The sequence below is a fragment of the Brevibacillus daliensis genome, from assembly GCF_021245735.1.
Taxonomy (GTDB): domain Bacteria; phylum Bacillota; class Bacilli; order Brevibacillales; family Brevibacillaceae; genus Brevibacillus_B; species Brevibacillus_B daliensis.
In genome coordinates this window covers 265,214-283,995 of sequence record NZ_JAJISB010000004.1, presented here as the reverse complement: position 1 = coordinate 283,995, position 18,782 = coordinate 265,214, and the positions used below count along the sequence as shown (strand labels likewise).

The window sequence follows — 18,782 nt, the reverse complement described above, 5'->3', positions numbered from 1 at the left end:
GCATGAATGCTTTTTTTTAGCTTTTCTTATTCAAATTAGATAGATACTTTTGAAAAAACTTCAAAACACGCTTCTTATATTCTTCAGGATCGCGTGAGTAGCATCTTACATGGTCAGCATCCTCAAGCTTCCATAGCTCTGCCTCTGGATGTTCAGCCGCTTCCAGAAGCTTCTCACTCTCTACACAAGGGATGGTGTTGTCACAAGTCCCATGTATAAGTAAAACGGGCTTACAACCATAACGTTTCAACGCTTCAATCGGCTTTACCTTCTTCGGATCTTCCCTTACGAACCACGGCATGAGCGTAAGGATGAGCCAGTTAAACGGAAAGCTAGGCAATCTTGTCCAGCGTGGCAGGTTATCACGCAGATAATCTGGTAGCGAAGAAAACGGCGAATCTGCTACAACAGCATCCACACGTGGATCGGCTCCTGCTACCATTAACGAGGTGGCTGCTCCCATAGAAAATCCAATTAATCCGATACTATGGTCGGGCTTCAGTTTTTTGGCATAATCGACCGCCCCCATCAGATCCCGTTGTTCGTACAATCCAATCGTGGATATTGTCCCTTCTGATAACCCGGCATTACGAAAGTCAAACATGAGGACATCATAACCCGCACGCAATATATCAGAAGCAAGTGCAAGAGCTGGGACGTGTGGTTCCAATCTATTTTGACTATAACCATGAGCAAAAATAATCGTGGAAGAAACTACTCCTTGCTCCTTCTTCGCTTCCATATACCATCCACTGATACGTAAGCCGTCCTTACTGGGAAACATAATCTCTTCATATGAACGAATCCCAAAATCATCCGGACGCTGATGAAGTGGCTTACGAGGGGGATGAAGCAATTTCATTCCTACCTTTAGTCCAATATAGATCATCCCACCAACTAATAATATCGCTATGATTATAAGAAAGATGACCCATCCATTCATACGGGTGTAATCGCCTCATCTCCCTGTAAAACAGCCTTAATATTTTTAGCAACCAGCATAGCCATTTGGTTGCGTGCCTCATATGTAGCACTTCCGATATGCGGTAATGCCACCACATTAGGAAGCGTAAGTAACGGATGATCTGTTGGGACAGGCTCCACCTGGAATACATCCAGACCTGCTGCCCAAATTGTCCCGTCTCTAAGAGCTTCAAACAATGCTTCTTCATCAACTGTTGCCCCTCGGGATGCATTAACGAACACAGCGGTAGATTTCATTTGAGCAAATTCCTGTTTGCCCATAAGCCCCTTCGTTTCTTCTGTTAACGGAGTCAGTAGTACGACATAATCAGCTTCCTTCAATATATCTGGCAAGCTTGCATATTCTGCGTTATACTTCTCCTCTGCGTTCGGTTTACGATTCCGATTATGGTACATGATTCGCATGTCAAAGCCGGTAGCTCTTTTAGCCACTGCTTCCCCAATACGTCCCATCCCGATGATTCCGATGGTTGCTCCATGGATGCTTTGCCCTGCCATGAAATAGGGACTCCAAGTCTTCCATTCACCATTCATAACCATTCGATTTCCTTCAATGAAGCGACGTCCCGCAGACATTACTAAACCAAAAGCCAAATCTGCGGTTGCATCTGTAAGCACATCAGGTGTATTGGTAACCACAATTCCTCTCTCTTTGCACGCTTGGATATCAATACTGTCATAGCCAACCGCCATCGTGGATACGACTTTCAAATGGGGAGCATGATCAAGTAGCTCACGGTCAATCCGATCAGATAGCATCACATAAAGAGCATCCGCCTGACCTACTTTTTTGAGCAGAATCTCTCTAGGAACCGGATACTCCTTTTCCCATACTTCAATCGTGGCGAACGAAGTAAGAAGATTCAAAGCTTCGTCCGAAACTTTCCTCGTCACGTATACAAATGGTTTTTTCATCATTTCGAGAGAACCTCCATAACCAATTTATTTCAGGAATTGTAACGGTAAAATGTTCAGCAATCGCTTGTGGATACTCTCCCAGAACATGCTCCATCAAGACCAGCTCTTTTTCCAACCCTGTTTTCCATTCTTCCCCTAGTTGCTCCCTTTCCTCTACTGACAACACTGAATAATCCTCAACCGACTTGAGAAATTTTGAGGGATATAAGAGAATGGCATAAATAAAGGCATACTCTTCCTTATACAACTCCGCAACACAATTATACCCTTTCAAAAACTGAATGACATGCTCTTCATTCCAACCATGCTTGCGAATGAGCCACTTGATTCCTTGGCCAATATCACGGGTCCGTATATCTAAAACCCAGCTATACTGACCAGCTAGATAGCAACTGCCACTTTCATGAAAAATAATATGGCCTTCCTGAAAGTTTTGGAACGCTATCTTTCCGTGTTTAGCTATCTGTGGAACCATTTTGCGGTATCCGTTATTGTCCAAATATTTAATCGCCGTTTTCCCCAACTGATTCACATAGTTAAACATAGTGAGCAGATAGACATCCAATTCCGAATAACATTCAAGCTCATCTAAATCATCCAAAAATTCCTCGTATTCTTTACACTTCTTTTCCCACATAGAATTCCAGCTTCCATTGGAAAGATAAGGTGTATACAGCTTATCCCATCCACAAGAGCAAGTTGCCTTATGAAATTCTGCTAATGTCTTACCAAGCAGATAGTAATGCTCTTCCACATTTGTTTCTCTTAGCCCTTCCTGCAAGTAATAGAGCTTATCATCATACTTTAGATGTACTCCCCCCTCTCTGGTCTTACAGACAGGAAGGACCTCTAGTGAGCAATTTGATTGAATCGCATCTATAACTTTTTCCACAAGAAATCCTTTATGTTTATAGGCAGGTGGACATGAGTGTAAATAATGAAGTCCTCGCTCTGTATACAGCAATTGTCGACCATTCTCTTCCTTGTATTCCATATCAATAAAATTGTACTCATCACAAATTTTCCCGATTAATTTTTCCATAATGCGACCTCCTATCCTTGCTGAATTTCATTTTATGAATCAAACGAAGGAAAGGTGCCTAGTGAACAAATTAGGTCATGTTTACTTTTGGGTATAGTCATTAGTAAGCAACCTAATACTATCCGTACCAATATCTAAAAAAGAGGGGATACTCGTTGGAAGATGACAAAGTAATTATCTGGAGTGACCAGGTTTATCAAAAAGCATTGGAGCTATTGGAACAACGCGGTGTTACACTTGAAGATATCGGTGAGATCGTAATGATCTTACAGGAAAATTACATCCCGGATATCACAATGGACCAAGCACTTGAAAGTATTCATGCTGTATTAAATAAGCGGGAAGTACAGAATGCCCTCCTAACCGGCATTCAACTGGATATGCTGGCAGAAGAGGGCAAACTCATCTCCCCGCTTCAAGAAATGCTTGCAAATGACGAATCACTATATGGTGTAGACGAAGTAATGTCCCTCGCCATTGTTAATCTGTATGGCAGTATTGGTTTTACCAACTACGGATATGCCGATAAACGTAAATACGGCGTTCTGCAAAAACTGAACGACAAGGCATATGGCATACATACATTTCTGGATGACCTTGTAGGTGCCATTGCTGCCGCAGCTTCAAGCCGGCTTGCTCACCGTTATCGACACAGACAGGAAGAAGCTTACCGCGCTAAGATGGCATCTTCTGAATCCAAGTAAGCAAGCTTTCCTCGATGTAAGTAGGAGACACTTCATATTTATCTGCGTCATCCTTTGTAGAATAGCCTGATAGTACGAGCAGTGAGTCAATACCTGCATTGACTCCTGCTTGGATATCAGTCAGGAGATTGTCCCCGACAATGATAGTCTCCTCAGGGGATGTCCCTAATTTTTCTAATGCGTATTCCACAATAATGCGCTCAGGTTTACCAATAACAGTTGGTTTTGTCGCAGAGGCAGTGGTTACGGAAGCAACGATGGAGCCTCCTCCTGGCAAAAATCCATTTTCTGTTGGTAACGCTGGGTCAATATTGGTAGCAACAAATGTAGCACCATTGCGGATTGCTCTTGCAGCAATGGAGAGCTTTTCATAGGTGAATTGACGATCCAGCCCTACGACTACATAAGAAGGATTATTTTCCGTGTACGTGAATCCTTCCTTGTTCATTGCTTCAAAAACCCCAGTTTCTCCAATTGCGAAGAACGTTTTATCTTTCTCCTTCTGATCAGCCAAATAAGTGGCAGTCGCCATGCTTGTTGTATATACCTGCTCTGGTTTTGCAGGAATCCCCATGCCACTCAAACGGTCGGCTACACCTTCTGCTGTAACCATTGAATTGTTGGTAAGATACAGGTATGGAATTCCTCGTTTATTTAGTTCATTAATAAATGTAATTGCTTCTGGAATAACTCGTGTACCGTGATAGATTGTTCCGTCAAGATCTAGTAGATATCCTTTATAGTTCTTCAATGTTCCAAACCCTTTCATCAATAAGTATGTACATCTCAGATGGTGAATTCTTATCGAAGACACTGCTACGTATTGCGAGTCTTCCTATCAATTATAGTAACAAAACGGTCATTACCGTTTTGTTGGACCGCAAGCGGTCACATTTCACTCTTATGAAAAACGTCGAGACGTTTTTCACAGAAAAAACCTCTCCAAATGGAGTGGCTTTTATTACTGTATCAGAATGTATATACTTGCAGGTGTTACTTCCTGATATACATGAAAAACATCCATTAAAAAGAAGTCCCTACTTCTTCGATTGGGGACTTCTTCATACCTTATGTTTGAGGTTTTTGTTTAATTTTGTACAGGCATTTGTCGCCGCCCTTTGCTATACACGAGGACTGCTCCACTTTCGTATCCAGTACTTGCTGGAATAGGGAAAGCTCACAACTACATGCTTGATTAAATTGCTTGGCGACCTGCGAGATCGGACAGTTAAATTCCTTGAGGAAGTAATCCCCTGTTACTTCATCCTTTCCCCACTCTACCATATAACCCTTTTGGTTTTGAATCTCCGCTAATGCCGCTACTCGTTCCTCCAAGTCCCCTTGGATAAACGGACGATAGTTTTCTTCCAAACGATCTTTCCGTCTGCGGAATAAAGCATTTATCTTTTCTTCCCCATCCAAATCAGCGATGTCCTGTAAAAAATCCAGCGTAAAATCGTGATAATTGCGTGGGAATAACTCATCAGCCTCTTGAGATAAGGAGTACACATTAGTAGGACGCCCCATAGCTTGCCGCACCAGTGAAGACTGAATCAGGTTGTCGCGCTCCAACGTATTGAGATGGCGACGCACGGCCATTTCGGTAATGCCCAGATCCTGAGCAATATCACTGACGGATAGCTGTCCCTTCAGTTTAAGCATATGCAGTATCTGGTCGCGCGTTGATGCTTGTTCCTTTGACACACGTTTCACCATCCCTTCTTGAACCTTATTGTAGCTCATTCCAATCGATTAGTAAACTAATGAAAGTCTTTTGTTTAATAATAAGCATCTAAATTTGTCAATCCTGAAACAAGTTCAAAGTGTGATTTTTCCCATTTTTCTAAGAAAGATAATAAAAGCTGGTTTTCACCCTACCTTAGTGGAGAAAACCAGCTTCTCTTTTCACCCTTCGCTAAAAGTCTTCACCCCGCTGAGTTGGGCTTCGCCAAGACGCTCCTTGTGAAAAGAGAAGATGGTTTTTCATTCCTTTGGTTTTGATTCTGGCTTTTTTAATCGTCTACAGCCCTTGGCAGAAGAAGCGCATTTTTTGTCCAGAACTATTTAAGGTCCTACTTAGCTACTCGGCAAAGAGTGCGGAAAGTCTACGTTTCTTTGCTGGACCTTAACGAGTTCACAGACAAAAATGTGCTTCTTCTGCATCCCCACTACAGTAGTCATTAAGTAAAAAAACCATACATCCCAACACATGCCGAACCGAATTCTGCACACATGCGGGACTTCTGGTTTTCTTCGCTAAAATAGCTCCTTTTTTACATACGCCCTTACTGATGGAGCAAATGTCATAAGATCAGGAAGAGACTGACGAATCAGAATTATCATGTCAGCAACTGGCACTTCTGTATAGTCATGGGCAAGCGGTTTACGGAAGGTTACGACCTGGTGTAGAGCAGCTGCCTGCCCTTCTGTAAGTACCTGCTCGTCTCGCAAAATTTCTACGATATCAGTATAACTACCTGGATCTCGCATGATAAAACCATCGATAAGTGCGTTTCCTACATCAGCAATACCTTCTATACAAAGATGAAATGCCCGCTCAGTTGCCAGTTTTTTCGTATCATCCTGCTGAATGGTTTCATCAGAATACGTGAGAAGTTCCTCTAAAATAGCTAGCATTTTTTCCATATACGTCAACACGGTTTCGATCTTGTTTGTATTTACGTTGTACACGTGTATCCCGCCTATTCGTCCTGTTTTTTGCGTTTCTTGGAAGCCCGTTTTGCCCAAAAGATCGTGCCTACAAAAGTAAGAACAACAACCATTAAAATCAGCACGCTCTCAGAAATCTCCTTTGACACCAGACTCACCTTCTTTCATCCCCATTATAGCAAAAAAGCAGAAGATGAAAATGTATCTGATAGCTTTTAGAGAGTATCCTACAATTGCTTAGAATCGTATAAATCCGCACATTATAAGCAACTTATTTCCTTTCTTTCGCTTTTCCATAAACTCTACATCTATTTTCACGCTGTATCTATGATAGAATATAACCGAAATAGAGCCACGGGTTTACGTAAATATAAAACAGAAGAGTAGCGTGGAGGGAAAAACATGGATAGAGATTTCACACTGGAAGTCGTACGGGTAACAGAAGCAGCTGCTCTAGCTTCAGCTGAATGGATGGGACGAGGTAAAAAGAACGAGGCAGATGATGCTGCTACCAAGGCAATGCGATCTATGTTCGAATCTATTAATATGAATGGAACGGTTGTCATTGGAGAAGGTGAACTGGATGAAGCTCCTATGCTTTATATTGGTGAAAAACTAGGAACATGCGCCGCCAATACACCAGAAGTAGACATTGCCGTTGATCCCCTGGAAGGGACTACAATCGTTTCCAAAGGTCAAAACAATGCTATGGCCGTTGTAGCAATTGGGAAAAAAGGCAGCCTGTTGCATGCTCCTGACATGTATATGAGAAAAATGGTTGTCGGTCCTGCCGCAGCAGGAAAGATTCAGATTGATGACTCAGTTGAAAAAATGATAGATGTTGTAGCAGAAGCCAATTTCAAACGCGTTGAGGATGTAACGGTTATTATTCAAGAACGTGAACGTCATCAGGCGATCATTGATGCTGTACTGGCAAAAGGAGCTCGTGTTAAGCTATTTGGCGATGGTGATGTTGGCGCTGCGATTGCCGCATGCATGCCAAACACAGGAATCGATCTCTTTGTTGGTATTGGTGGTGCTCCTGAGGGGGTTATCAGCGCTGCTGCCATTAAATGTCTAGGTGGAGACATGCAAGCCCAGCTTGTACCTCAAAATGAGGAAGAGCGCGAACGTTGCTGCAACATGGGACTGGCTGATCCGGAACAAATTCTGTTGATCGATGATTTGGTTAAGGGAAATGATGCTCTGTTTGCTGCAACTGGAGTTTCAGACGGAGAATTGTTGCCAGGAGTTAAAATCTTAGGTCATAATATAGCTGAGACGCACTCCATTGTTATGCGTGCCAGAACCAAAACAATCCGTTTTGTTCGCGCTATGCATGATATGGAGCATAAAGCTATTATACTTGGGAAGTAGGTAGATAAATGAACCCGGATCTTTTTTTCCTGTATGATGACTCGGAGGAAACCACTACTCGTTTTGTCAGTTTCATGGGTGAACATGCCCGCTATGATCTGGCCATTACTAAAACGAGTCGTTTTTATGGTAAAAAACTAGTCGTTAACATTCAAAACGGTAGAAGTGCCATTATTGGTTCAGATGATTTGGAAGAAGAAGGATATTTGGAACACGCCTTCCAGGTTACGGAAGAAGAAGCGGAAGATTTAAAGGATTTCCTACTAGCCGTTATCATGTAAACCATATTATCCATAGATGTGAACATTCAGGAGACGTTCTCAGTCTCCCCATGAAGAAGCCAGAAGATAGTACTTATCTTCTGGCTTTATCTATTAGGGCAACCGCCCAATATTACCTATTAATAGCCCATTTCCCTTATGGACATACGCCAAATGCCTACCTTACTCGTATACTGCAATCGATACTAGATAGTGAGGAGAGTGCTCAAGTATGGAAAGCAAATACGAAAGTAATGATGTTACCAAGCACCAGGCTGATGGAGTCAAGCAGCATGCTGCCAATTGGCAAGAACATGAAAACCAAGAACATTACAATCAATATGGCCAACATCCACAATATTATGAGGCACAGTATTATCCCCAACATCCTTATTACTATGCCCCTGTTTACTCACCCTATTCGCACTACGGATACCAGCATGACCAGCCAATTCCTGTTCAGTGGGGACGTCGAAGAAGAAGAGACCCTTTCTTCCCATTCTTTCCTTTTTTCCCATTTTTCCCGTGGCAAGCTCAACCTAATTATCGGAATGTAGATGGCCGGGATTACTATGGATACGAATCCCAATTTGATTCTTACTAGAAAAATATCATTCCGTAAAAAAACACCCGCCTAGGCAGGTGTTTTTTGTTATTTATCCGTTTGTGGCGGCTTTTTATTTGATGATTGTGATTGTGCAACTTTATCTCGCGGTGGTCTAGGATAATTCTTACGTTCCTTATTACCTTGTTCAGCGCGGCTTCCTTTAGGCGAACTACCAAGCTGCTTCTCTTTACCTTCACGATCAGAGCGATCTTGTCGGGGAGAACGACCAGGCTTGTCACCTCTGTCCGATCTACGTTTAATGGCACGCTCATAGCTGCGAGGACGAGAGGGGCTTGGTGATTGTGCTGAAGAAGAGCCTTCCTGTTCTGGACTTTCCACAATGAGGTCCATTTCATCCTGCGGTTCATTGCCTGTGAGACGTTTCGTACGCTTTAACACAAAATAAGCGCATCCAAAATTGCAGTATTCCTGCAAATACTCATCCAGGGCAGCGATTTTTTGCTCAAAAGGTACTTTCCGATTGGAATTATCAAAAAAGCCTCTTAGACGAAGCTGACCATATCCCCAATCACCCACAATAAAATCGTACTTATCTAGAACATCGCTGTACCGCTCCTTGCAAACCTCAAGATTCCAGCCTTCACGATTTTCTTCAATTAGCTCATATACACCTGCCTGCAAGCGAATCAAGAGTGTTTCCTCCTCTACATAACCTCAACATCTTTACCCATTTTACCATATTTTCTGACGTGACAAAACATACCTTCTTCATCGAGGCGGATTCGTGCACCCTTCACTGTAATTCCCATGAGCAACTATTCATAATGCGGGTATCATAACTTGCAGGAGGTGTCACCCATGCAAAAGAAATGGATGTTAGCTATTGCAAGTATCGCTCTTGTCGCTTCTGCCTGTGGACCAAATACGTATGGTACAAGATCTTATGGAACCACATATACAAAAAACTATAACAAATCTAGTCTGGATCGAGGTTATGGCACAACCTATGACGGTAGCAGGTATAACCGAACAGGTAATATTGGTATCAACGGTTTATCCAACTTGTACGGCACGGATCAAATTGATGGTATATATGGTCGGAATCGGACCAGAAGTTTTAGTGGGACAACCGGAATAAACAGAAATACTGGCTATGACGATTTTACTGCTTACGATAGTAGAGGTATGTCCGGAACTATGAGTATGTCTGGAGGATACTCCAATTATGGTGGTATGGGAACAAGTGGGTACCCATATTCCGGTAGTCATATCACAAGAGGAGCTGGGCTTTATTCTCACCCCGGTACAGCTCCTCTTAACTATTACAAAATGCATGGAAGCAGCTATGATCAATTTAATACCGCTACTGCTCACCATGCTCATTCCATAGGGTACTCAACAAAACAGGGCCGTGTACAACAGAATGGGAAAACAATAATCAATGCAAATCATGTAAAACCACTCGTCTACGTAGACCGTGAAGCTTTGGCTGATGCAGTCAGCCAAGTCGTTTCTACGGTACCAGGTATTCAACATGCTTCCGCTCTTGTTACGGACAAAGAAGTTTTGGTTGGTGTCAAGGGAACGGATAAAGATAGCCGTTCACAAGCGGCAAAGGCCAGAGCAAATGCCCTTTCCATCACTCCACGATATTACAAGGTATACCTGTCACATGATCCTGCATTAGTTCAAGAATTAAACCATCTGGGAGCAACTATGAAGAAATCGACAACTGCTTCCATGAAAAAAGACCATACTATGCATTCGACAGAAGTGGATAACCTTGTACGTAAATTCGGTGGAACTACACAAACTGAGAAAATCAACAGCATGAAGTCTAAGAGTCAGAACATGCACCGATAACTCCATGCATATTAGAAAACTTGGTTTTATCAAGCCCCTAGCGCGGGTAAAGCCTTAGTTGCACTTATGCAGATAGAATTTCTATAAATTCCTATCTGTAAAAAAAAGCGGGGATGAGTTACTCCCCGCTTTTCCACTTTCTATTATTGATTAGCCGCCAATGTTTTCTTAGCAGCATTAACTTGTTCATGTGCATGGTAAGAGCTACGTACCAAAGGACCAGATTCAACGTGACTAAACCCACGTTTCATCCCTTCTTCTTTCATTGTTTTGAATTCATCGGGATGATAATAATTTATAACTGGAATATGCTTTTTGGTTGGTTGCAAATATTGACCAATCGTCATGATATTACAATCAACACTACGCAGGTCATCCATCGTTTCCAGGATATCTGCCATCTCTTCGCCAACACCGACCATGAGGCTTGATTTCGTAGGGATATCAGGTTGCATCTCTTTTGCTCGACGTAACAATTCTAAGGTGCGGTCATATTTCGCACGTGCACGAACGCGGTCAGACAAACGACGTACTGCCTCAATATTATGGTTAAGTACATCAGGACGAGCATCCATGACCAATTTTAATGCATCCCAGTTGCCCATAAAATCAGGAATTAACACCTCAATAGAAGCAAACGGCAGACGTCGACGAATAGCTTTTATCGTCTCTGCAAAAATGCTTGCTCCTCCATCTGCTAAATCGTCACGAGCTACGGAAGTTACTACCGCATGCTTTAGATTCATCTTTTCACAAGCTTCTGCTACTCGTTCTGGTTCTGCCAAATCTAACTCGGTTGGCAAGCCAGTTTTTACGGCACAAAAACGGCACGCACGAGTACAAATGTCTCCCAAAATCATAAAGGTAGCTGTACGGTGAGTTGCCCAGCATTCATGGATGTTAGGACATCTTGCTTCCTCACAAACCGTATGTAAAGTCTTGCCACGCATCATTTGTTTAATTTCACGGAAATTCTCCATTTTTTCGCCTGATGCAAGATTTATCTTTAACCAATCGGGTTTACGTTGTGCCATTCAGCAGGTCACACTCCTAACTTTTTCAGTCAATTAAATTATATGTTTAATATTTCAGAGCCGCAACTAGTCAAGTGTGGTCACAATGCAGTTTCCCAGTTATAAATCATGTGTCTGGATGAATGACTACAAGCATCCTTTACGTACTCCATTTCTCTCTTGTGGCAACTGAACAGGAAAATCTGGTGGTTTTCTCCACAGGATAACAGATAATCCAATGTTTTGTGTAAACGCTGCTCGTCATAATGAACAAAGTGATCATCCAGGAAAACGGGCAGTGGTTCTCGTTCACGGCTCATTTTCTGTATAATCGCCATTCGTTGCGTAAAATATAACTGATCCTGCGTCCCTGTAGAGAAGCGCTTCTGTTCCATAACTAGCTGTCTCTCAGGTTCTATTGCCCGAATTGCAAAGCGTTGCATCGGGTCTACGCGCACATCCCGATATCGTCCCTCTGTAAGCACTTCACTAATTTCCGAAGCGATTACATTCAAATCAGGTGAAACCTCCCGCTGACATTCAACTAAGGCTTGTTGCAGTGTATCTCGTGCTACCTGCAACGCTTCCCGATACAAGATAACCTCATTTCGCCTTTCATCCGCTTCACGAAATGCTGACTGGATTTTGGCAAATGATCGTTCATCACGTTGACCAATCTCCCCTTGTGCACGTGCAATCTCTTCTTTTATTCGCATCAGCTCTTGATTAATTTGTGTAATATTACCTGCACAAGTCTCTTGGTACTGCTCCCATTCTTCTTTTTTTGATAGAAGCATGTCACGTGTATGTTCGGTCCATGTTTCAATCAACCGCTCACGTTCCCTCTCCTGCTCAGATGACTCCAGTAGATGGATCTTACTCAGGTGCATCTCTCGTTTTTCTACTAACTCATCAAACTGGGATACTTCCTGACGTTTACAGAGCAACTTAATCTGCTTCTCTTGCTCTTGTTCTTGATCCATTACCTGATCAATTTGTTGTTTTATTTCTTCTACACGCTGCTTCAGTACGTTTTCTGACTCTTGCAGCCTGCTCCATGTATCTTGTTGCAAGCTAAACCATTCATTCAATTTTTGCAATTCCTGTTTTATCTGGGCATGCTGTTCGCCAAGAAGTCGCATGTGGGCAACTTCTTCGGCTGAAGACTTCTCTACTTCCTCGAGCCAAGAAAGAACATCAGTTGGTAGTTTGTCATCAGTAAGATCGGTCATTTGCTCCACAACTGTTGCCCGATTAGGCCTACGTATAAATAAAAGGATAGCAATCACACCACTACTTACAGCAAGAAAAAATCCAATGCTTGCTACAGTCAGATAGCTCTCCAACCCCATCCAGATACTCCAGACAAGAAGGACTAACGAAACGGTTGACGCAACCAAGGTAGGAGTTATGACGTTATTTCTCTGATTGTTTTCACGCTTGGGCGTTTCTTTGTTCTTTCTACTGCCCATTGAGACAAACAAGTCTACTTTGTCCAAAGTCTTCTCTCTTCTTGATGCTGCCATAAGAAGGGCTTGTTCTGCTTTCTTGGCAATAGAATCGTCATAATGAATGAGCTCCGGCATTCTTTGTAGCAGTTCCGATTCCTTCTGCTTCAGACTTTGCCGATTCTCCTCTTGCGCTTGCCATTTATCACGTTTCGTTCGGGTGATCTGATAATTATTTTCCTCTTTAATGAGTCTAGTTTGACACTCATATCGTTGTTTACGTAATTCCTCCGTCTGTATTTGCAGTTGCCATGCAATTTGATAATCCTTTTCCAGTAAAAACAACACATCAGATTGGGAAGGATGCGAATCGTCAGTTGATTGTATTATCTCGTTCTTATTAGGCTGTGCAGATTCGGAGTTCGTAAGCATGAGCCATGCTTCCTTTGTGTCTCGATGAAAAGCTAATTCATGCTCATGAAACAATGACTCGGCAGAAAGCCATGGTTCAAGGTCGTCCACTTTCTTGACCTGATACATACGATCCCACCAGCTTTGCCATTCCTTTATGCCTGCTAACATCTCTGTCTGTTCCCTTACTGCTTTTTGCTGCTCATGTGACAAGCGATCATACTCTTTTTGTCCTTCAGCAGCCTGAGCAGTTAAGTGCTGCACTGCTTCCCATGCCATTTCAGCCTGATCCAGGTCTTGCTTTGCTTGCTTCCATTCTTTATTTACCTGTCCAAAGCGTGTATTCTCAGCATTCTCCTTCACACCGATAGAAGCTAGCTCCGCTTCCAGACTACTCACTATTTTTCCAGCGAGAGGATCTACCGCTTCCTTATGCATCAATTGGGGAAGCAAGTAATCAGCACTACCAATCTCTTCTCTTCTAATCCATGTAATATCGGTAAAGAGAGTTCTGGTCAGCCCCAGATGCTTTTCGATAAATGGAAGCTCACGCCTTCGATCCTCCTTATACAAAGCATTGGCAACCGTTAACTCCGGTTCCAAATAGAGAATACTCTGTTCTCGTTCCTTATCCAGTACACGATGAAGTCGATAGGTTTGACTCCCCAGTGTATAACGAACAATTGTCTCATAGGAAGTATGGTCCCAAGGAAAATATTGATCATATTCATCGAGATAGCGAGATACCTTCACATAATCTTTTTTCATTCCGAATAACGAAGCAAAAACAGCCTGCAATAAGGTTGATTTACCTGATTCATTAGGAGCATAAAAGAGATTCAATCCCGGTGCGAACTGAAAATGCTGCTCTTTCCATTTTCCGAATCCTTTTATATGAATATCATGAATAATCAACGTAATGCTCCTCCTATTCGCTTCAGCACTTCCTTTTTCGCGAGGAGAAGTACCTGTTTCTCTCGGTCGTCGCTACACTGTTCCTCCAGCTTTTCCATCTGAGTAAGCCACTTGTTCCAAACCCCGCCGCTCCGTTTTATCTGCTCCTGATCAATGTCAGGATATGTATCATCCTGAAATCGAATAAAGAAAAACTCCTTGAAACGAGACTGCATAAGACTAATGGGCACAGCCAAATGAGCGGTCCGCTCTCCCTCTATTGTTACATAAAGGAGATTCTCCTTATCTTCGTGTCGAAGAACCTCTTCCACATGGCTCATCATCTGATCAATGCTCTCCAATCCAGCGAGGGTGATCGTCACTTTTCTGATTTGCCGTGAATGGACCGGGATCGTTTCCAGTGTTAGTTCATTTTTTTCATCTAACGTCCCAAGAATGACATGACGTTCTCCCGTTTCTTTGGAGGACAGCCCTTCTGGTGACCCAGGATAGGCTGCAAAAATCTTTCCAGACCTAGGATGTGTAAATGTCATCGCCTTGTGGATGTGTCCCAATGCTACATAGTTTACTTCCGTTTGAGCAAGGCTCCCTACTGTCATCGGTGCATAAGGAGAGTGATCCATCTCTTCTCCCGTTATCACCGAGCCGTGAATGAGCATGAGATGGTGTCGATATTCGTTTAGCTTACCCGGGAACTGAGCGAGAGGATTGTCATGAATGTGCGCTTGTGTAAACCCCCACCCGTAAATCACACATGATTTTTGTGGAAAATCAATAATCCCCCACTCTCCCGTAAATATATGCACATTGGAAGGCCAATCCAATGTCTGATAGAAAGAGCCCTCCATCCATGGATCATGGTTACCTGGAGAAATCAGCACAGGAATAGGCGCTACACTGTGAAACAGCTCAATCAAAAAATGGGCACTTAGTAAGCTACCCCCGTGATATTCCAGCAAATCCCCTGCAATCAACCAAAAATCTACCTGCTTATCCCAAACAATATCTCTCATGCGTTTTAATGTTTGACGATAATCATCCTGTCTTATTTCGTATAAGGCAGACAGGTTCACCAAGGGTGCATCCAAATGGATATCCGCCGTATGTATGAAACGTATCATTTTTCCCCTCCCGTTTACACCTGGTTTGGCTATCATCATTACATTTTTCATCATACATGATTTTACCCACCTTTACAGGAGAACGAAAAAAATTTAAGGGATAGATCAGGCTATATTCGGTCAATCTAACAGATAGAAAAAACAGGCTGGAGGTAGACGTATGCGCAATCTGCGTCTGTATATAATGTGGGCAGTAATCATCTTGCTTGTATGGTCTGTAGATGGCACCAGTCTCGCTAAAGAAACTGGTCAGACCCCTCGTCCTGAAGTGGAAGAAAAACTACAACTGTATAAAAAATTCGAAGCGATTTATGGAATCCCTTGGAATTATCTAGCTGCTATTGATCAATACGAGCGTTCCATCAAAAAAAAGAAACAATCTCAAGAACAACAAGATAATCCAGAGATCAAAAGATTAACGGCTATAACCATTTCACCTGATCTATGGTGCGGATTCTTCAACCCTGATTCTCTCGACCAAGAACTGACTTCCATATCATTTTTCCAAGGAATCGGTAAGGATGGTTCAGGGGATGAGAAAGCAGACCTAAACAATGATTACGACGTTCTCACGACCATAATTGATTTTTTAAGCGACTATGGCTTTCAGCACGATGACTTCAAGATTGGATTATGGAATTACTATAAAAGGGATGCCGCTGTTCGTACCATCATGGGCTTCTCCAAAATTTATGACAAATATCAAACGATTGATTTGGATTATCATGCTTTTCCCATCCCGAAAAGGTACAGTTATAGTTATCGAAGCACCTGGGGTAGTCCACGTGGTTGGGGAGGGAGACGTATTCATGAAGGGGTCGATATCTTTGCCGGTTACTCCACTCCTGTCTTAAGCACAGGTTACGGAATTGTTGAAGTAAAGGGATGGAATCGATATGGTGGCTGGCGTTTTGGCATCCGTGACATTAACGGCATCTATCACTACTTTGCTCACCTCTCTTCATTTTCGAAAGGGTTAAAAGAAGGCGATATCGTGGAACCAGGGCAAGTGATTGGCTATGTAGGCAGTTCTGGTTACGGTAAACCTGGAACCTCAGGCAAGTTTCCACCGCATTTGCATTATGGCATGTATCGGGATACTGGAAACACCGAGTGGGCTTTCGATCCTTACCCGTCCCTTAGACGCTGGGAGCATCAAAAGAAACAACCCCGACCTGAAAAAAATGAAACAAAAAAATGAGGCTACCCATCATACGTTAGGTAGCCTCTTTCGTACTTTTATTATTTTTATCGCTATTTGATCTCAAACCTACTATCGCTTGTGGTGCCGTTCTGTTCTGCTTAAGTTTTTTGTATCTTCTTGGTTTTGTTGTTGTTGTTCTGCCTGATCCAGATGATTCTTCTTACGCCAGAAACGGATAAGCAGAATTAGGACGATCAATACCGTTAGCCCAAAAACACTTACTGCGATAACCATTCGTCCATTATAACTATCAATGTGTTGCACCGCATCAGTGGTACGAGACTTCATTTCCTCTACAAAGGAAACTGGGGGTTTACTTGTAAATGGAAGCTCAATGGTATCCAACTGTGCAGAAAGTAAAATCGCCTCAACACTGTTGTCTGGTGTAACTTTTTTGGGGTTAAGCATTGTCTCAACAGCAGATTGCATCAGCTCAGAATTACCTGCACTAACCATCAAAACGGCTTGTCCATTTTTCATAAATCGCTGTTGAATAAAAGCACCACTTGCTTTCATTTCATCACTGAGTGGAATATCGTTACTAACCAGACCATCCTTTGACATGTAGACTGGCATTTTCTGCTCGGTAGCCCAGTTTTGAACAAGCTTACTTTGACTACCCAGATCAAATACCCACAGCTTATCATCCATTTCAGCAACATTCATATGATCTCGCCTTACATCTATATCAACACGTTGTGCATGTTTGGACGCTGCTGCCACTAATTGAGCAAAAGCAGTCAGTTCAGTCTTATCCGGTTTATCAGAGAGTACTGCGGTTGCCCCTACTTCATTTTCACCCTGTACAAACATGTTAGGAAATGAAGCCAACGCGGCCGTTTTACTTACGTCATGAGGTAGCACAAGTTGACTGTCAGGGAGAATCGTGATGTACTTATCTACCCCATTCACTCCCAGGATACACTCTCTTTCGCCCTGATTGGCTTGAACTGTAATGGTAATGGGCTCTCCTATCCGTAACGTAGAGGGGAATGGTACAAATAGTTCTTGCCTTGCCCCACCTTCTCCGATCAAGGGAACACTAGTAACAGGCGTTCCATTTACGACAACAGTCATGGAGCCCCTATCTTTTTCTTCTAGCTTGCCATGCTGATAAAATAGTCTAAGACCTGCACCTTTTCTGTAAGACCAATCATGTGGAGTGTTGAATACATACGTAATGGATTCACTTGTGAAATTGGATAAGCTAACCTGGTTATAGCTTAGATCCTTGAGGGTAACCTTACCCTTCTCAGCTTTTTGCAAGAAGGTTGGCTTCATCTTTTGCATATTACTTGCTTGGGTTAGCATTTCTGCTGAAACGGCCTCTGTGTGTCCACTCATTTGTTGAACCAGCAACGGATAATGGAGCGCCTGGGCAGCCTGTTCGACCAACTGGTCATTCTCACCCATTACGAACAAATAGGTTCGATCCATACTGTCTTCTGCCTCTGTTACCGTCATTTGATGAAGCACGCCTTTTCCTTTATACTGCTTCTGCAAACTACCCAGATTTTCTTTCCATTCGCCTGGATAGCTGCTACTTTTTCCTACGACAATGACATGTCTATTTGAAGAGAGCTTCTTCCAATCTGAGTATGCTAAGAGTGTAGCTTCTCTGTAGTCAGCAGGAGCATGCTTGGAAAGAACAGCAATTACCTTGGAAGCGGCACGCAATTCACCATCAGTCGCTTGATCAGGTACGACAACATCCACCTGCCACGCAGGAGCAAGGGTCGATTGTACAAAAGGCTCTGGGAAATACTTCAAAGGGACATTCACCTGTTTAGGTTGATACTTCATATGAATAAAGCTGGACTTGTCCAATACTAGCCAGTTAGCAGGATCTTCATTGTTCAAACACAAATCCATGGTAGATACGGTAAGAACCCTAACGGAAAATTGATGATAACCAGGCGTCAAATCCTTTGCTGGAATGACCGCCTTAAACTGCCCACGCCCGTTGCCTTCGTCAGTCAGACGAACGGAACCATATGGTCTCCCATCCATGAACAGGGTCAGACTAGATTCAGGCATCAGCTCTGTTGAATATCGATAATAAACTTGAAATTCTGCTTGTTGAACTTCAAGTCTCTCTGGAACCTTCAAATAATAATCAAATTGATTAGTAGAAGGAGTAAGCGTTACATCCTCCCCGGTCAAAAATGTATTTTGAACTTGAGAAGATGCATCTGCGGTGTTAGCTATGGGCATTACCAAAAAGCCAACCGCAAAAACGAGTGCGATCATCACTTTTAAAGCCCGATACACGGATTTCATGTAT

Annotated in this window: 18 protein-coding genes; 6 read left to right on the top strand and 12 right to left on the bottom strand. The window is 42.8% G+C overall.

The genetic code is table 11. The features are described 5' to 3' along the window. Positions 1–16: 16 nt before the first annotated feature. The 3 genes from LM917_RS07160 to LM917_RS07150 are packed head-to-tail and all read right to left on the bottom strand — an operon-like array spanning position 17 to position 2,944. A complete protein-coding gene (locus LM917_RS07160) occupies positions 17–943 on the bottom strand; it encodes an alpha/beta hydrolase (RefSeq protein ID WP_232696796.1) in 927 nt (308 codons plus the stop codon). Then, complete coding sequence (locus LM917_RS07155; RefSeq protein ID WP_232696869.1) at positions 940–1,899, bottom strand: 2-hydroxyacid dehydrogenase; 960 nt, start codon at positions 1,897–1,899, stop codon at positions 940–942. The genes LM917_RS07160 and LM917_RS07155 overlap by 4 nt, the downstream gene beginning before the upstream one ends. Continuing rightward, positions 1,820–2,944 (bottom strand): YutH/CotS family kinase-like spore coat protein, encoded by a 1,125-nt coding sequence (locus tag LM917_RS07150; protein ID WP_232696795.1) that lies wholly within the window; start codon positions 2,942–2,944, stop codon positions 1,820–1,822. Before LM917_RS07150 ends, LM917_RS07155 begins: the two co-directional genes overlap by 80 nt. A 155-nt stretch (positions 2,945–3,099) precedes the next feature. On the opposite strand from LM917_RS07150, the gene LM917_RS07145 reads away from it, so the two are divergent. Next, positions 3,100–3,648: a phosphatidylglycerophosphatase A family protein gene (locus LM917_RS07145; RefSeq protein WP_232696794.1), complete on the top strand. Its 549-nt coding sequence runs from the start codon at positions 3,100–3,102 to the stop codon at positions 3,646–3,648. On the opposite strand, the gene nucF is transcribed toward LM917_RS07145, so the two are convergent. The 4 genes from nucF to LM917_RS24760 all read right to left on the bottom strand — a co-directional run bounded on the left by nucF (position 3,620) and on the right by LM917_RS24760 (position 6,467). Continuing rightward, entirely contained in the window at positions 3,620–4,399 is a 780-nt protein-coding gene (gene nucF, locus LM917_RS07140) for a 5' nucleotidase NucF (protein WP_232696793.1), read from the bottom strand. The genes LM917_RS07145 and nucF overlap by 29 nt on opposite strands. Positions 4,400–4,716: 317 nt before the next feature. After that, positions 4,717–5,352 carry a helix-turn-helix transcriptional regulator gene (locus LM917_RS07135; protein WP_232696792.1) on the bottom strand — a complete coding sequence of 212 codons (636 nt, stop codon included), beginning with the start codon at positions 5,350–5,352 and terminating at the stop codon, positions 4,717–4,719. 552 nt (positions 5,353–5,904) lie between these two features. Further along, positions 5,905–6,339 carry a type VII toxin-antitoxin system HepT family RNase toxin gene (hepT, locus tag LM917_RS07130; RefSeq protein ID WP_232696791.1) on the bottom strand — a complete coding sequence of 145 codons (435 nt, stop codon included), beginning with the start codon at positions 6,337–6,339 and terminating at the stop codon, positions 5,905–5,907. Between the two features lie 11 nt (positions 6,340–6,350). After that, positions 6,351–6,467 carry an amino acid ABC transporter permease gene (locus LM917_RS24760; protein ID WP_373688767.1) on the bottom strand — a complete coding sequence of 39 codons (117 nt, stop codon included), beginning with the start codon at positions 6,465–6,467 and terminating at the stop codon, positions 6,351–6,353. A 253-nt stretch (positions 6,468–6,720) separates the two neighbouring features. On the opposite strand from LM917_RS24760, the gene glpX reads away from it, so the two are divergent. The 3 genes from glpX (at position 6,721) to LM917_RS07115 (ending at position 8,559) form a co-directional block, all read left to right on the top strand. Further along, positions 6,721–7,695: a class II fructose-bisphosphatase gene (glpX, locus tag LM917_RS07125; RefSeq protein ID WP_232696790.1), complete on the top strand. Its 975-nt coding sequence runs from the start codon at positions 6,721–6,723 to the stop codon at positions 7,693–7,695. Between the two features lie 8 nt (positions 7,696–7,703). Continuing rightward, complete coding sequence (locus tag LM917_RS07120) at positions 7,704–7,976, top strand: DUF3055 domain-containing protein (RefSeq protein WP_232696789.1); 273 nt, start codon at positions 7,704–7,706, stop codon at positions 7,974–7,976. A gap of 211 nt (positions 7,977–8,187) precedes the next feature. Beyond that, complete coding sequence (locus LM917_RS07115) at positions 8,188–8,559, top strand: hypothetical protein (RefSeq protein ID WP_232696788.1); 372 nt, start codon at positions 8,188–8,190, stop codon at positions 8,557–8,559. 48 nt (positions 8,560–8,607) lie between these two features. On the opposite strand, the gene LM917_RS07110 is transcribed toward LM917_RS07115, so the two are convergent. Beyond that, entirely contained in the window at positions 8,608–9,213 is a 606-nt protein-coding gene (locus tag LM917_RS07110) for a YutD family protein (protein ID WP_232696787.1), read from the bottom strand. Positions 9,214–9,381: 168 nt separating this feature from the next. Here LM917_RS07110 and LM917_RS07105 point away from each other — a divergent pair, with 168 nt between their 5' ends. Then, positions 9,382–10,386 (top strand): YhcN/YlaJ family sporulation lipoprotein, encoded by a 1,005-nt coding sequence (locus LM917_RS07105; RefSeq protein WP_232696786.1) that lies wholly within the window; start codon positions 9,382–9,384, stop codon positions 10,384–10,386. A 143-nt stretch (positions 10,387–10,529) separates the two neighbouring features. Here the strand turns inward: LM917_RS07105 and lipA are convergent, their stop codons facing one another. From lipA to LM917_RS07090, 3 genes are all read right to left on the bottom strand, one after another. Next, on the bottom strand, positions 10,530–11,420 hold the full coding sequence (gene lipA, locus LM917_RS07100; protein ID WP_232696785.1) for a lipoyl synthase: 891 nt from the start codon (positions 11,418–11,420) through the stop codon (positions 10,530–10,532). Between the two features lie 80 nt (positions 11,421–11,500). Further along, entirely contained in the window at positions 11,501–14,173 is a 2,673-nt protein-coding gene (locus LM917_RS07095) for an AAA family ATPase (RefSeq protein ID WP_232696784.1), read from the bottom strand. Continuing rightward, entirely contained in the window at positions 14,170–15,294 is a 1,125-nt protein-coding gene (locus LM917_RS07090) for a metallophosphoesterase family protein (protein ID WP_232696783.1), read from the bottom strand. Before LM917_RS07090 ends, LM917_RS07095 begins: the two co-directional genes overlap by 4 nt. A gap of 160 nt (positions 15,295–15,454) precedes the next feature. Between LM917_RS07090 and LM917_RS07085 the strand changes: the two genes are divergently transcribed. Next, a complete protein-coding gene (locus tag LM917_RS07085; RefSeq protein ID WP_304502582.1) occupies positions 15,455–16,495 on the top strand; it encodes a M23 family metallopeptidase in 1,041 nt (346 codons plus the stop codon). A gap of 72 nt (positions 16,496–16,567) precedes the next feature. Here the strand turns inward: LM917_RS07085 and LM917_RS07080 are convergent, their stop codons facing one another. Next, complete coding sequence (locus LM917_RS07080) at positions 16,568–18,778, bottom strand: cellulose biosynthesis cyclic di-GMP-binding regulatory protein BcsB (protein WP_232696782.1); 2,211 nt, start codon at positions 18,776–18,778, stop codon at positions 16,568–16,570. Between the last annotated feature and the right edge of the window lie 4 nt (positions 18,779–18,782).

What these genes read in the sequence shown, in the direction of transcription:
- LM917_RS07090 (WP_232696783.1), bottom strand. Translation starts at nt 15,294, where the DNA reads ATGATACGTTTCATACATACGGCGGATATCCATTTGGATGCACCCTTG.
- LM917_RS07150 (WP_232696795.1), bottom strand. Translation starts at nt 2,944, where the DNA reads ATGGAAAAATTAATCGGGAAAATTTGTGATGAGTACAATTTTATTGAT.
- LM917_RS07120 (WP_232696789.1), top strand. Translation starts at nt 7,704, where the DNA reads ATGAACCCGGATCTTTTTTTCCTGTATGATGACTCGGAGGAAACCACT.
- LM917_RS07105 (WP_232696786.1), top strand. Translation starts at nt 9,382, where the DNA reads ATGCAAAAGAAATGGATGTTAGCTATTGCAAGTATCGCTCTTGTCGCT.
- glpX (WP_232696790.1), top strand. Translation starts at nt 6,721, where the DNA reads ATGGATAGAGATTTCACACTGGAAGTCGTACGGGTAACAGAAGCAGCT.
- lipA (WP_232696785.1), bottom strand. Translation starts at nt 11,420, where the DNA reads ATGGCACAACGTAAACCCGATTGGTTAAAGATAAATCTTGCATCAGGC.
- LM917_RS07080 (WP_232696782.1), bottom strand. Translation starts at nt 18,778, where the DNA reads ATGAAATCCGTGTATCGGGCTTTAAAAGTGATGATCGCACTCGTTTTT.
- LM917_RS07115 (WP_232696788.1), top strand. Translation starts at nt 8,188, where the DNA reads ATGGAAAGCAAATACGAAAGTAATGATGTTACCAAGCACCAGGCTGAT.
- LM917_RS07155 (WP_232696869.1), bottom strand. Translation starts at nt 1,899, where the DNA reads ATGAAAAAACCATTTGTATACGTGACGAGGAAAGTTTCGGACGAAGCT.
- LM917_RS07160 (WP_232696796.1), bottom strand. Translation starts at nt 943, where the DNA reads ATGAATGGATGGGTCATCTTTCTTATAATCATAGCGATATTATTAGTT.
- LM917_RS07085 (WP_304502582.1), top strand. Translation starts at nt 15,455, where the DNA reads ATGCGCAATCTGCGTCTGTATATAATGTGGGCAGTAATCATCTTGCTT.